The 13,322-nt window shown below is 64.9% G+C and carries 14 protein-coding genes; 9 read left to right on the forward strand and 5 right to left on the reverse strand.

What is annotated here, in order from left to right; translation table 11 throughout:
• Positions 1-263 precede the first annotated feature (263 nt).
• The 4 genes from ACK2SD_RS00735 to ACK2SD_RS00750 are packed head-to-tail and all read left to right on the forward strand — an operon-like array spanning position 264 to position 3,208.
• Entirely contained in the window at positions 264-929 is a 666-nt protein-coding gene (locus tag ACK2SD_RS00735) for an amino acid ABC transporter permease (RefSeq protein ID WP_412461107.1), read from the forward strand.
• A complete protein-coding gene (locus tag ACK2SD_RS00740; RefSeq protein WP_029614740.1) occupies positions 910-1,569 on the forward strand; it encodes an amino acid ABC transporter permease in 660 nt (219 codons plus the stop codon). Before ACK2SD_RS00735 ends, ACK2SD_RS00740 begins: the two co-directional genes overlap by 20 nt.
• Positions 1,566-2,339, forward strand: coding sequence for an amino acid ABC transporter ATP-binding protein (locus ACK2SD_RS00745; protein ID WP_029614741.1), 774 nt, complete (start codon positions 1,566-1,568; stop codon positions 2,337-2,339). The genes ACK2SD_RS00740 and ACK2SD_RS00745 overlap by 4 nt, the downstream gene beginning before the upstream one ends.
• A complete protein-coding gene (locus tag ACK2SD_RS00750) occupies positions 2,336-3,208 on the forward strand; it encodes a transporter substrate-binding domain-containing protein (protein WP_295484035.1) in 873 nt (290 codons plus the stop codon). The genes ACK2SD_RS00745 and ACK2SD_RS00750 overlap by 4 nt, the downstream gene beginning before the upstream one ends.
• A gap of 16 nt (positions 3,209-3,224) precedes the next feature.
• On the opposite strand, the gene ACK2SD_RS00755 is transcribed toward ACK2SD_RS00750, so the two are convergent.
• Positions 3,225-5,588 (reverse strand): penicillin acylase family protein, encoded by a 2,364-nt coding sequence (locus tag ACK2SD_RS00755; RefSeq protein WP_412461108.1) that lies wholly within the window; start codon positions 5,586-5,588, stop codon positions 3,225-3,227.
• Between the two features lie 86 nt (positions 5,589-5,674).
• Here ACK2SD_RS00755 and ACK2SD_RS00760 point away from each other — a divergent pair, with 86 nt between their 5' ends.
• A complete protein-coding gene (locus ACK2SD_RS00760; RefSeq protein WP_029614743.1) occupies positions 5,675-6,226 on the forward strand; it encodes a sugar O-acetyltransferase in 552 nt (183 codons plus the stop codon).
• Here ACK2SD_RS00760 and ACK2SD_RS00765 read toward each other — a convergent pair whose 3' ends face one another.
• Positions 6,227-6,781, reverse strand: a complete 555-nt coding sequence (locus ACK2SD_RS00765; protein WP_412461109.1) for a DUF6436 domain-containing protein — start codon at positions 6,779-6,781, stop codon at positions 6,227-6,229.
• A gap of 122 nt (positions 6,782-6,903) precedes the next feature.
• On the opposite strand from ACK2SD_RS00765, the gene ACK2SD_RS00770 reads away from it, so the two are divergent.
• Positions 6,904-7,833 (forward strand): alpha/beta hydrolase, encoded by a 930-nt coding sequence (locus tag ACK2SD_RS00770; protein ID WP_412461110.1) that lies wholly within the window; start codon positions 6,904-6,906, stop codon positions 7,831-7,833.
• On the opposite strand, the gene ACK2SD_RS00775 is transcribed toward ACK2SD_RS00770, so the two are convergent.
• Complete coding sequence (locus tag ACK2SD_RS00775; RefSeq protein ID WP_116889814.1) at positions 7,826-8,578, reverse strand: DUF2059 domain-containing protein; 753 nt, start codon at positions 8,576-8,578, stop codon at positions 7,826-7,828. The genes ACK2SD_RS00770 and ACK2SD_RS00775 overlap by 8 nt on opposite strands.
• A 112-nt stretch (positions 8,579-8,690) precedes the next feature.
• Between ACK2SD_RS00775 and ACK2SD_RS00780 the strand changes: the two genes are divergently transcribed.
• Both ACK2SD_RS00780 and ACK2SD_RS00785 read left to right on the forward strand, forming a co-directional pair.
• Positions 8,691-9,323: a 2OG-Fe(II) oxygenase gene (locus ACK2SD_RS00780; RefSeq protein ID WP_039583307.1), complete on the forward strand. Its 633-nt coding sequence runs from the start codon at positions 8,691-8,693 to the stop codon at positions 9,321-9,323.
• Complete coding sequence (locus ACK2SD_RS00785; protein ID WP_412461111.1) at positions 9,310-9,801, forward strand: DUF523 domain-containing protein; 492 nt, start codon at positions 9,310-9,312, stop codon at positions 9,799-9,801. Before ACK2SD_RS00780 ends, ACK2SD_RS00785 begins: the two co-directional genes overlap by 14 nt.
• On the opposite strand, the gene ACK2SD_RS00790 is transcribed toward ACK2SD_RS00785, so the two are convergent.
• Positions 9,758-10,291 (reverse strand): transporter substrate-binding domain-containing protein, encoded by a 534-nt coding sequence (locus ACK2SD_RS00790; RefSeq protein ID WP_412461112.1) that lies wholly within the window; start codon positions 10,289-10,291, stop codon positions 9,758-9,760. The genes ACK2SD_RS00785 and ACK2SD_RS00790 overlap by 44 nt on opposite strands.
• 205 nt (positions 10,292-10,496) lie before the next feature.
• Positions 10,497-11,726, reverse strand: coding sequence for a phosphoglycerate dehydrogenase (serA, locus tag ACK2SD_RS00795; protein WP_039581865.1), 1,230 nt, complete (start codon positions 11,724-11,726; stop codon positions 10,497-10,499).
• Positions 11,727-11,910: 184 nt separating this feature from the next.
• Here serA and ACK2SD_RS00800 point away from each other — a divergent pair, with 184 nt between their 5' ends.
• The gene (locus ACK2SD_RS00800) at positions 11,911-13,308 is read left to right on the forward strand and encodes an FAD-binding oxidoreductase (protein WP_412462366.1); all 1,398 of its coding nucleotides are present in this window, start codon (positions 11,911-11,913) and stop codon (positions 13,306-13,308) included.
• Positions 13,309-13,322: the final 14 nt, after the last annotated feature.

The following is a 13,322-nucleotide window of genomic DNA, read 5'->3' on the forward strand; positions in this document are numbered from 1 at the left end:
CCGAAGTGCCTGTCGTCCGGGAGCTGTTTGAGGGCTTGGGACGAGGAAAGATCCGGAGAGGGCAGATGAAATTTCCAAGCCGGTAAGTGGGTGATATCAATATGCAATAAAGGTATTTAGAGAAAATTTCTTATGCCTTTAGAGTCTACCCATGGTGCCCACCGGCGCCCTCCACGATGACCCGCGCCGCTGAGCGAACCTCGCGCCGCACAGGGAATGTTCGCCATGTCGTACCCCGTAGAACCTGCACCGAGACGTCGTCCATGACGTTCGATACCGCCTTCTTGCTCAGCACCTTGCCCGCTTTCGTCAGCGCCGTCGGCGTGACCCTTCAGGTCGGGTTGATCGCCATCGCCACGTCGCTGCTGGTGGCCCTGTTCAACGCCGCACTTCTGGCGCTGCGCACGCCCTACCTGTGGCGCATGGTCAAGGGCTACGTGGAATTGGCTCGTAACACGCCGTTGCTCATCCAACTGTTCTTCGTCTACTTCGCACTGCCGAGCCTGGGCCTGAAGGTTTCCGGCTTCGCGGCGGCGATCATCACCCTGACCTTCATGGGCGGCGCTTACCTCACCGAGGTGCTGCGTGCCGGCGTCGAAGCGGTGCCGCGTGCGCAACTGGAATCCGGGCGCGCCATCGGCCTGTCCGAGGGCCAGTTGCTGCGCCATGTGATCCTGCCCCAGGCCAGCATTCTCAGCCTGCCGGCACTGTTCGCCAACTTCATCTTCCTGCTCAAGGAGACCACTGTGGTGTCGGCGGTGGCGGTGCCGGAAATCCTCTACACCACCAAGAACTACATCGCTTTGTACTACAAGACCTACGAGATGCTCACGGTGCTGACGCTGCTGTGCGTGCTGCTGTTCCTGCCCCTGTCGCTGCTGCTACGGGCACTGGAAAGGAGGCTGCAACATGGCCAGTTCGGCAATTGAGCTGTTGCTGGTGTCCTTGCCGCAACTGACCAGAGGCGCGGCGCAGACCTTGGCCATCTCGGGGCTGGGCATCGTTTTCGCGACCGTGGGCGGGGTGTTGTATGGCGTGCTGGCCACGCTCGGTAGACGTACGCTGAACATCGCCCTGCAGGTCTACCTGGAGCTGTTTCGCGCCATTCCGGTACTGGTCTGGCTGTACCTGGTGTTCTTCGGTCTGCCGATCGTCTTTTCCGTAAGCATTCCCAGCTTCTGGTGCGCCGTCCTGGTGCTGGGACTGTGGGGCGCCAGCGAGATCGGCGAGGTGGTGCGCGGTGCGCTTACCTCGCTGCCGCGCGGACAGCGTGAGGCAGGGCTGTCGATCGGCCTGTCCGGGCTGCAGCTGTATGGCTACGTGTTGCTGCCCCAGGCGCTCAAGCGCATGACGCCGCCGACCATCAACCTCTACACCCGCATCGTCAAGACCAGTTCGCTGGCCGTGCTGATCGGCGTGGTCGAGGTGATCAAGGCCGGCCAGCAGATCATCGAGCGCACCTACGAATCGGTATTGATCTACGGCGCTCTGTTCCTGTTCTTCTTCTTCGTCTGCTATCCGCTTTCGGCCGCCTCGCGCGCGCTGGAGCGCCGCTGGGCACATTCATGAATGCATTGATCGAATTCCAGGGTTTCAACAAGTTTTTCGGCGAGCACCAGGTGCTCAAGGACATCGACCTGCAGGTGCAGGCCGGCGAAGTGGTGGTGATTCTCGGCCCCAGCGGCTGCGGCAAAAGCACGCTGCTGCGTTGCCTGAATGGTCTTGAAGCTGCGCACAGTGGCAGTTTGCGCCTGGACGGGAAGGAATTGTTGCAGCCCGGCACCGACTGGCGCCAAGTGCGTCAGCGGGTCGGCATGGTGTTTCAGAGTTACCACCTGTTCGGTCACATGAGCGTGATCGACAACCTGTTGCTCGGCCCGCTCAAGGTGCAGAAACGTCCGCGCGCCGAAGCCCAGGCGCAGGCCGAGACGCTGCTGGCGCGGGTCGGCTTGCTGGACAAGCGCGATGCCTTCGCGCGCCAGCTCTCAGGCGGCCAGCAGCAGCGTATCGCCATCGTTCGCGCGCTGTGCATGAATCCCCAGGTGATGCTGTTCGACGAGGTCACCGCTGCCCTCGACCCGGAAATGGTCAAGGAAGTGCTGCAAGTGATCCAGGGCCTGGCCCGCGACGGCATGACCCTGCTCATCGTCACCCACGAAATGGCCTTCGCCCGCGCGGTGGCCGATCGCATCCTGTTCATGGAGGCCGGCAGGATCCTTGAACAGAACGACCCCGAGAGTTTTTTCAGTCGACCGCAAACCGCACGCGCGCAGCAGTTCCTGGACAAGTTCTCCTTCGTCGAAAGCCTGCCGAAGACAACGCACAAGGAGCTGTCATGAAAACTGCCCACCTCACCAAGCTGCTGGCACCGCTGTTCGGCCTGGCGCTGCTGGCCGGCTGCGACAAGCCGGCCGATTCCTCGGCGGCAGCCAAACCCGCTGCCTCGGCCAGCTACCTGGACACCATCAAGGCCCGCGACAAACTGATCGTCGGGGTCTTCACCGACAAGCCGCCGTTCGGCTTCGTCGATGAAAAAGGCCGCTATGTGGGCTTCGATACCGACATCGGCCGCCGCTTCGCCAAGGACCTGCTCGGTGACGAGAACAAGGTCGAGTTCGTGGCCGTGGAGCCAGCCAGTCGCATTCCATTTCTGCAGAGCGATAAAGTCGACCTGATCCTGGCCAACATGACCGTCACCCCGGAGCGCAAGGAAGCGGTGGATTTCACCAACCCCAACCTGCGGGTGGCGGTGCAGGCCATCGTCGCCGACGGTAGCCCGGTAAAGGCCCTCGACGACCTGGCGGACAAGACCATCATCGTCACCACTGGGACCACCGCTGATATCTGGCTGAGCAAAAACCACCCCGACTGGAAGCTGCTCAAGTTCGAGAAAAACAGCGAATCGCTGCAGGCCTTGGCCAATGGGCGCGGCGATGCCTATGCCCAGGACAACCTGATCCTGTTCAGCTGGGCCAAGCAGAACCCCGGCTATCGCGTGTTGCCGCAATTGCTGGGCGAGGAAGCGCCCATCGCGCCGGCGGTGAAGAAGGGCAACACCGAGCTGCGCGACTGGGTCAATGCCGAGCTGGCCAGGCTCGGCGAGGAGAAATTCCTGCTCAAGCTCTATGACCAGTACGTGCGCAAGGAGCTGAGCGACGATACCCCACCTGAAAGCGTGATCGTCGAAGGCGGCAAGTGGCAGGGCTGATCGCCCATTCAAGCCCCTAGCGCGCCGGCACCAGGCGCAAGGTGCTCTGCGCCGGGATCACGCCCATCTGCACCTTGCGGTAGCGCCCTTGCACGTAATCCTCGGCCTGGTCGGCGTAGTGTCGGTCGAACGGCACGCCGCTCTGGCCCACGGGGTTGATGGTCAGGGCCTGGGCCGGGTCGGCGAAGTCGATCAGGCGCCGGGTCGAAGGCCCGTAGTTCACTGGCCAGGGCGCCGGGCCGATCTTCGCCGAGAGGTTGTTCGGCACTTCATGGCTGCCGGGCGCGGCGAAGGGGCCGACGTTGAACAGCAGGTTCAACGGCTTCTGCTGCCCCAGCGGGTGATTGTGGCTGAGGGTGTGGGCCTTGCCCCATTGCCAGAGGCCCGGATCGTCGCCGTACAGCTCGCGCAGATGCGCCAGGCTGCGCTGCCAGGCCAGGCGTACGATGGCGGTGCGGTCGGTGGGTTGCGGGCTACCGCGCAGCGTCCACCAGGGCGAGTCCACCTCGGCGGCCAGGCGCGGTAGCGCGGCATCGATGGCGCGGGTGTTGATCAGCGCCTGGAACCAGGTATCGCCCAGTTCGTCGTGCAGCGCAGCGTAGGCCAGCTCGTAGAGGAACTGGTTGAACAGCGTGGCGCTGGTGGACTCCAGCGGATAGTCGCCACCCCAGGCGGCCAGTTGCTCGACCAACTCCTGCTGCTCGACGCCTTCGGCCACCTGCCGCAGGGTATTCAGCAGCGGCGCGAGAGTGCGTGGGCCGTAGTCGGTACGCGTATCGAGCTGCAGGGCCTGGCTGTTGTCCAGGTCCCATTTGACGTGCGCAGCGGACAGTTGGCGCTCCAGTTGTCGACCACGGTCGGGCAGGTTGTAGTAGCCGGGAATGGGCATCGCCGCCGGGGGTTGATAGTTGGCCGAGACGATGTAGCCGCTGGCCGGGTTCTCTTGCTGGGGGTTGGCGCTGAAGGGATAGAAGCCAAGCTTGTCGGCCTGGGCACTGCTGCCGTCGAGGATGAACGTGGGGTTGACGCCCTGTGGACGGATCGGCAATTGCGCGGCTGCCCACCAGCCGATGTCGCCCGCGGCGTTGGCCCACACCAGGTTCAAGCCCGGTGCGTGGATCTGCGCGGCGGCGGCGCGCATCTTGTCCAGGCTGTCGGCGCGATTGATCTGGTAGAAGGCCTCCAGAATCGGATTATCGGTCTCCAGGAAGGCCCACCACAGGGCGACCGGCGTAGCGCCAGCGGTGTCGCCGAGCACGTCGTTGACGATCGGGCCGTGGGGCGAGCGGCGCAGGATGATGCTCAACGGCGCCTCGCCCTTGACCGCGATCTGCTGCTCGGTGTGTTCGAGTCTGTGCCACTGGCCGTCGACCAGCACCTGATTGGCGTCGTCCGGATGGGTCTTTTCGGCGATCAGGTCGACGTCGTCGTTCTGGAACATGGTCAGGCTCCAGCCGAAGTCGCGGTTGTGCCCCAGCAGGGCGAACGGGTTCAGCGCCTGGAAGTGACCGTACAGGTTGAAGCCGGGGGCCGACAGTTCGGCCTCGTACCACACCGCCGGCACTGCGAAGCCGATGTGCGGATCGCCGGCCAACAGCGCTCGGCCGCTGCGCGTGCGGCTGCCGGCCACGGCCCAGGCGTTGCTGCCTTCGAACTGGGCCATACCCGCATCGCCCAATGCTTCGTGGCTCAGCCGCGCCAGGTTTTCCAGGCTGCGCCAGTCGCTGGCGGCCAGGGCCGGGCGCAGTGCGCCGTCCGGATGCCAGTCGAGGTCGAAGATTTTCAGGTAGTCGGGGCCGAGTTGGTCGCGGATGTAGGTCAATGCCGGTTCGGTGCGGAATGCGGCGGCGAAGCTGTAGGCCAGGTAGCCGGCGACGCTCAGGGTGTCTTCGGCGGTGAAGGGGCGTTCGGCGATGCCCAGCAGGTCGAACTCCACTGGCCGCGGATGGCTGCTTTGCCAGCTGTTCACACCGTCGAGGTAAGCCTGCAACGCCTGCCAGGACCGTGATTGAGGATCTGCGCGTGCGGCCATGCGGGCCGCCTGCTCGCGAATGCGCAGGCTGCGAAACAGCGTGTCGGTGGGCACCAGCTTGCTGCCCAGCACCTCGGCCAGCTCGCCACGGGCCAGGCGCCGTATCAGTTCCATCTGGAACAGTCGGTCCTGGGCGTGTACGTAGCCCAGGGCGCGATACAGGTCGGTTTCGTTGGCGGCCTGCAGGTGCGGCACGCCGCGTCCGTCGTAGCGCACGGCCACCGGTGCGCTCAGGCCGGGCACGGTCGCTTCGCCGGCACGTTGTGGCAGCTTGGCGTGCACGTACCAGTAGCCGGCGCCCGCGGCGCTGGCCACGACCACCGTCAGCAGCATCAGACGACGTTTCATGGGACTCCCTGTGATTTTGCGCGGTGCGCGAGGTCAGATGATCAGCGCAAAAGCGCCTCGAAGAACAGACCCCCGCAGGAGTTTCCATGTCCCTGAGCGAAAAACAGAAGATGCTGGCCGGGCAGCTCTATCACGCTGGCTGTCCCGAGCTTCAGGCCGAGCAGATGGCCAACAAGCGCTGGATGCAGCGCTACAGCGAAAGCGCCTTGCTGTCGAAGGAGGCGCGCCATGCCTTGCTGCAAGCGCATTTCGCCGAGGTCGGCGAGGGCGTGGTGATCCGCCCGCCGTTCTACTGCGACTACGGCTACAACATCAGCGTGGGCAGCAACACGTTCATCAACTTCAGCGTGGTGATCCTCGACGTGCTGCCGGTGCGCATCGGCGACGACTGCCAGATCGCGCCCTCGGTGCAGATCTATACCGCTGACCATCCGCTGGATCCGGCCATGCGCCGCACGGGCCTGGAAAGCGGGCGGCCGGTGACGATCGGTAACAACGTGTGGATCGGCGGTGGGGCGATCATCCTGCCGGGCGTCACCATCGGCGACGACGCCGTGGTCGGCGCCGGTAGTGTGGTCACCCGCGATGTGCCGGCCGGCGCGGTGGTGGTGGGTAATCCGGCGCGGGTGCGCGATTGATCAGGACCGCCAGGGGCAGTAGCAGCCGCTGGCCAGGGCGTTGGAGGCATCGACGTGGCGGCCTTGCAGCAGCGCGCGCAGTACCGGTTCGATGAAGCTGTTGCTCGAATTGCACACCGCCCCTGCACTGTAGGGGCCGAAGTAGGCGAGCCGGCCTTCGCGGTCCCAGATGGCCACGGCGGGCGAGGCGGGAAGCTGTTCGCTGCCGGGCAGCTCGGCCAGGGGTTGCAGGGCGTCGAGGTTGGCCGGAAGCTGGCCATGGCTGCCGGGCTTGCGCAGCACATGGAAGGTCACGCCCTGGGGCGCGAAGTGCTCGACCAGCTCGGCCAGGTGCTGCTGGTTACCGACGTTGCACGGGCAGGCCGGGTCCCAGAAGTGCACCACCCGGATCGCTCCCGGCCCGGCGAGCCCGGCCGGCAGGCGCAGTGTGCTGCCCTCGAACAGCGTGGCGGAATCGTCGAAGGTGCGCAGGTAGCGAGACTGGAAGCTGTCGTAGGCCCACCACAAGGCGGCGGCGCAGAGCAGGGCGGCAAGCAGGGTACTGAGGGTCTTCATGGGGTGTCCGCGATGGGGCGGCGGCACTCTGGATCGAGCGCCGGGCGAAGTCGTCAGCTTGCCATGGCCGGGCGCAGAGCTGAATATCGCAGATCAATACTTGCGCGACTGCGGACTTTTCGATGCTGCCGACCTTTCACCCCGACCTGCTGCGCGCCAGCTTCGCCCCCTTGGCCACTCGCCAGCCGCTGTCGCCGCAGGCCCAGGACTACCAGCGCTTCTACGGGCTCGACCTGCCGGTGACGTCATGGCTGGGCGGCTTCAGCGTGGCGGGCTTCGACCTGGCAGGGCAGGTGTGGCTGCCGCAGGCACCGGTGGCGACGCTGTTCCTGCTGCATGGCTACTACGACCACATGGGCCTGTACCGCCACGTGATCGACTGGGCGCTGGGCCAAGGCTTCGCAGTGATCGCCTGCGACCTGCCCGGGCACGGCCTGTCCAGCGGCGCACGCGCCAGCATCGCCGACTTCGCCGTGTATCAGCAGGTGCTCCACGCGCTGTTCGAGCAAGCGCATCTGCTCGATTTGCCGCGGCCTTGGCATCTCTGTGGACAGAGCACTGGCGGCGCCATCGTGATCGATCATCTGCTGCATTGCGCTGAGCAGAGCCCGGCCGACGGCCAAGTGATCCTGCTGGCACCCTTGGTGCGGCCACGGGCCTGGGGCTGGTCGAAGTTGAGCTACCGGGTGCTGCGTCATTTCGTCGATGGCATCGAGCGGCGCTTCACCGCCAACACCAACGATCCGGCGTTTCTCGCCTTCCTGCAGGGCGACCCGCTACAGCCCCGGCGTTTGCCCACGGCGTGGGTCGGCGCCTTGATGGCCTGGGTCCGGCGCATCGAGGCGGCGCCGCACAGTGGGCGTCGGCTGCTGGTCGTGCAGGGGGAGGCCGACGGCACGGTGGACTGGCCGTACAACCTCAAGGTGCTCAAGGACAAGTTCGACGAACCGGACATCCTGCTGCTGCCCCAGGCTCGGCATCACCTGGCCAATGAGCTGCCGGACATCCGCCAGTGCTACTTCGCCTTTCTCGACCAGCGCCTGCTCAGTTGAGCTCGGCGCTGCTCTGCCCCACGGCCAGGCCCGCGCGCACGGCGGCCAGGGCGGCTTGATAGTAGGCCTTGCCTGGCGCCGACTCGGCGAATTCGACGAAGCGCTCCAGCTCGTCGTCGCTCAGGTCGCGGTAGACGTACAGCAGCGTGTTGTTGAGGTCTTCGCCGATTTCGTTCATCAGGCGCTGGCGCTGGCCGTCGAGCAAACCTTGGGCCTGACCGTTGCCGAGCAGGCCGGGAATCATCGAGCTGAGGCTGTCGGCGGCGACCCCGGCGATGGCCAGGCTCACTTCCGCGCCGGCTTCGCGGGCCGGAAGCGCCTGGGCCAGGTGACCGATGGCCAGCAGGCGGTTGTCGCTGGCTTCGATCCTGGGCAGGCCCTTGGCGTTCTTGGCCAACTGATCCTTGCGGGTGGCCAGCAACTCGGCGGCGACCACCTTGCGCCCGACCGAGGACTGGAAGAACGCCAGCGCGGGCGCCGGGTTCTTCAGCTTGGCGCGCAGTTGGGCCTGGGCGCGGGTGTCCATGGCCTGGGCCTGGAAGCGCTGATTGCTGTTGTTGACCAGGGCCTGGAACAGCGCTGGAGGCAGGCTGTTGCGGTAGCGCAACTGGGCGGCGCCGAGGGCGTCGTTGAAGTGGGCGCGTTGCTCAGGCCAACCCGCGGCCTTGTACAACTGGTCGAGGCTGTCTGCCCAGACAGGCATGGTGCAGATCATCAGCAGAAGCAGGGAAAACAGACGGCGCATTCAGGACTCCTGTCGGCAGGTCGCCATTGTCCGTGGGGCGGCAGGCCTTGTCGAGATATCCGCGCGCTTCTCGGCCAAGCGGCGCTGTGCGCGCTCGGGGCGAATGGATATGATGCGCGCCATGCCTAATCCCCTCGAACATCCCTTGCTGTCGGCCGTGGTCGACGACCTGGCCACCCGTGGCTGGTCGCAACAGCCGCTTTTCCTGCCCGACGCGCTGGCCCGTGCGCTGGCGGCCGAATGCCGTCGCCGTCATGCCGAGGGCGAGCTCAATCCCGCCGGGGTCGGCAGGGGCGCGAGCCAGGAAGTGCGCGAAGCGATTCGCGGCGACCAGATCCAGTGGATCGATCCCGGCCAGGCCGAGCCGTGCGACCGCTACCTGGAACTGATGGACACCCTGCGCCTGGCCATCAATCGCGGCCTGTTCCTCGGGCTCGAGGATTTCGAGTGCCATTTCGCCCTGTATCCGCCCGGGGCGTTCTACCTCAAGCACCTGGACCGCTTTCGCGACGACGATCGGCGCATGGTCTCGGCGGTGCTCTACCTCAACCACGACTGGCAACCGACCGAGGGCGGGCAGTTGCGCATGTTCCTCGCCGATGGCGTCGAGCGTGACGTGCAGCCGCAAGCGGGCAGCCTGGTGGTGTTCCTGTCCGGCGATATACCCCACGAAGTGCTGCCAGCGACGCGCGAACGCTTGTCGCTGACCGGCTGGTTCAGGCGGCGCGGCAATGATCCGTTCTGATTTGCCGAAGGTCCTGGTCAGCGCCTGCCTGCTGGGCCAGCCGGTGCGCTACGACGGGCGCGCCAGTGGCCATCCGCAGGTGCTCAGGCGCTGGCAGGCCGAAGGCCGGGTGGTGCCGCTGTGTCCGGAAGTGGCTGGCGGGCTGCCCACGCCAAGGCCGGCAGCGGAGATTCGCGGGGGGCAAGGTGGCCAGGTGCTCGACGGGCAGACCCAGGTGATCACGGTCAGCGGCGAGGATGTCAGCGCAGCGTTTCTCGGCGGCGCCCAACAGGCGCTGGCGCTGGTGCGACGGCATGCGATCAGGGTAGCGGTGCTCAAGTCCGGCAGCCCGTCCTGTGGCAACCGACTGACCTACGATGGCACCTTCAGCGGTGTGAAGGTGCCGGGCGAAGGGGTGGTGGCTGCACTGTTGCGCCGTGAGGGCGTGCGGGTGTTCAGTGAGCTGGAGCTGGAGGAGGCTCGGCAGGCGCTGGAGTGACGGACGGCGCCGTCTCGGCCTTCGTCTCGGGGTCGAGCCACTTGTGTTCCAGCTCGGCGGTTCGTCCGCTGTCCTCAAGCCGCTGCAATGCATTGTTCAGCGCGCTCTGGAACGCAGGGTTGTCTTTCTGGAAGGGGATGACCAAGGTCTTTTCGGCGAACGGCTGACTCAGGTCGAGCGCGCCTTGGCTGGCGGATTGACCTGCTAACGGTGTCAGGGCGATATCGTACATGCCGCTTTGCACACCGGGCAGCACCTCGTTGGCCGGCGCTTCGACGAACTGCGCGCGCACGTCGAGTTCACGCGCCAGTTCCTGGCCGAACTCGATATCGAAGCCGGTCAACTGCTCGTCTTTCTTGAACGCGTAAGGGGCGTTGTCGGCCTGTACGGCGATGCGCAGCTCGCCCCGGTCGTAGATTTCGTCGATCAGCTCGGCCTGGGCCAGTGGGCTGATGAGGGCTGCCAGCAGCAGGCCAGTGGTCAAACGCATGGAATTCCCTTCTGATTCTCGGCAGATGAAGTCAGCTCGCCGAGGCTTTTGGGTCGGCCAGGGTCGAACGCTGCCTATGACCCCGGTTTCGGGCGTATGTTTGAGGCAGGCGGGGAATTTTTCAGTGGGGATATTTCTGAACAGGCGGTAGGCGAGTGCGCAGCCTGTTTGCGACCGGTCCGGTTTCCCGGACCGGTCTTATCGATCAGAACAGCACGCGCGAGCGGATGGTGCCTTTGACCTGTTGCAGCTTCTCCTGCGCCAGGTCCGAATACTCGGCGTCGACGTCGATCACCACATAGCCGACTTTCTCGTCGGTCTGCAGGAACTGGCCGGAGATGTTGATACCGTTTTCGGCGAACACCTTGTTGATCTCGCTGAGCACGCCCGGAATGTTCTCGTGGATGTGCAGCAGACGGTGCTTGCCCGGGTGCGCCGGCAGGGCCACTTCAGGGAAGTTGACCGAGGACACCGAGGTGCCGTTGTCGCTGTACTTGACCAGCTTCTCGGCCACTTCCAGGCCGATATTGGCCTGCGCCTCGGCGGTGGAGCCGCCGATGTGCGGGGTCAGGATCACGTTGTCCAGGCCACGCAGCGGGCTTTCGAATTCTTCGTCGTTGGAGCGCGGCTCCACCGGGAAGACGTCGATGGCGGCGCCGATCAGGTGCTTGTCCTTGATCGCGTTGGCCAGGTGGTCGAGCTCGACCACGGTGCCGCGCGCGGCGTTGATCAGGATCGAGCCTTTCTTCATCGCGCGGATTTCTTTCTCGCCGATCATCCACTGGGTGGAAGGCAGCTCAGGCACGTGCAGCGAGACGATGTCGGCCAGGCCGAGCAATTCGTTCAGGCTGGTGACCTGGGTGGCGTTGCCCAGCGGCAATTTGGTCAGCGGGTCGTAGAAGTACACCTGCATGCCCACGCTCTCGGCCAGGACCGACAACTGGGTGCCGATCGAGCCGTAGCCGACGATGCCCAGCTTCTTGCCACGGATCTCGAAGGAGTTGGCCGCGCTCTTGATCCAGCCGCCACGGTGGCAAGAGGCATTCTTCTCGGGGATGCCGCGCAGCAGCAGGATGGCTTCGGCCAGCACCAGTTCGGCCACCGACCGGGTGTTGGAGTACGGCGCGTTGAATACCGCGATGCCGCGCTCGCGCGCCGCGCCCAGGTCGACCTGGTTGGTGCCGATGCAGAAGCAACCGACCGCGACCAGTTTCTTCGCACAGTCGAAGACCTCTTCGGTCAGCTGGGTGCGCGAGCGGATGCCGATGAAGTGGGCATCGGCGATCTTTTCCTTCAGTTCGGCATCCGGCAGCGAGCCCGTGAGGTACTCGATGTTGGTGTAGCCAGCAGCTTTCAAGGTGTCCACGGCGTTCTGATGGACACCTTCGAGAAGAAGGAACCTGATCTTGCTCTTGTCGAGAGAAGTCTTGCTCATCTGCGTAAACCTGTATCCCGGAGAAAAAATGGCGAAGAGGGGCAAAGCGGCGCGGCGACGGGCTTTGGACGGGCCTTAGCACGATCGGCGGGGGCGCTATGCTAGCATACGCGACACCGTCTGAGCTTATCCCGACAGGTGAAGAGTGCTCAGGGTGACCATGAATCGTTCGAGAGTTCTGCCGATGACCGACCACGCGGTAATTGATGAGCTGAAGACCCTGGTAGACCCTGGCAAGGTCCTCACCGACCCCGCCTCGCTGGAGGCCTACGGCAAGGACTGGACCCAGCACTACCCGCCCGCGCCCACGGCCATCGTGCTGCCCAAGACCGTCGAGCAGGTCCAGGCCATCGTCCTTTGGGCCAATCGCCATCAGGTCGCGCTGGTGCCTTCGGGCGGCCGCACCGGGCTGTCCGGCGCTGCCGTGGCGGCCAATGGCGAGGTGGTGGTGGCGTTCGACGGCATGAACCGCATTCTCGACTTCAACCCCTTCGACCGCACCGTGCGTTGTGAGCCGGGCGTGATCACCCGCCAGCTCCAGCAGTTCGCCGAAGAGCAGGGTTTGTACTACCCGGTGGACTTCGCCTCCAGTGGGTCGAGTCAGATCGGCGGCAACATCGGCACCAACGCCGGCGGTATCAAAGTCATCCGCTATGGCATGACGCGCAACTGGGTGGCGGGACTGAAGGTGGTGACCGGCACCGGCGAGTTGCTGGAGCTCAACCGCGACCTGATCAAGAACGCCACCGGCTACGACCTGCGCCAACTGTTCATCGGCGCCGAGGGCACCCTGGGCTTCGTGGTCGAGGCCACCATGCGCCTGGACCGCGCCCCGCGCAACCTCACGGCGATGGTGCTGGGCACGCCGGATTTCGACTCGATCATGCCGGTGCTGCATGCCTTCCAGGGCAAGCTCGACCTCACCGCCTTCGAATTCTTTTCCGACAAGGGTCTGGCCAGAATCCTCGAGCGCGGCGACGTGCCTGCACCGTTCGAGACGCCGTGCCCGTTCTATGCCTTGCTGGAATTCGAAGCCAGCACCGACGAGGTGGCCAACGAAGCACTGGCCACGTTCGAGCACTGCGTGGAACAGGGCTGGGTGCTCGACGGAGTGATGAGCCAGAGCCAGACGCAGTTGAAGAACTTGTGGAAGCTGCGCGAGTACCTGTCCGAGACCATCTCCCACTGGACCCCGTACAAGAACGACATTTCGGTGACCGTCTCCAAGGTGCCCGCGTTTCTGCGCGACATCGATGCGGTGGTGGCCGAGCACTATCCGCATTACGAAGTGGTCTGGTACGGCCATATCGGCGACGGCAACCTGCACCTGAACATCCTCAAGCCCGAACACATGAGCAAGGACGCGTTCTTCGCCTCCTGCACCACGGTCAACAAGTGGGTATTCGAGATCGTCGAGCGTTACCACGGCTCGATCTCCGCCGAGCATGGCGTGGGCATGACCAAGCGCGATTACCTGGGCTACAGCCGCTCGGCGGCGGAAATCGCCTGCATGAAAGCGATAAAGGCGGTGTTCGATCCGAACGGCATCATGAATCCGGGTAAGATCTTCGCTCCCGAATAAAAGCAGTTCCAGAG

It is taken from the genome of Pseudomonas sp. SC11 (genome assembly GCF_047039205.1).
In the GTDB taxonomy this organism is placed as follows: Bacteria; Pseudomonadota; Gammaproteobacteria; order Pseudomonadales; family Pseudomonadaceae; genus Aquipseudomonas; species Aquipseudomonas boreofloridensis.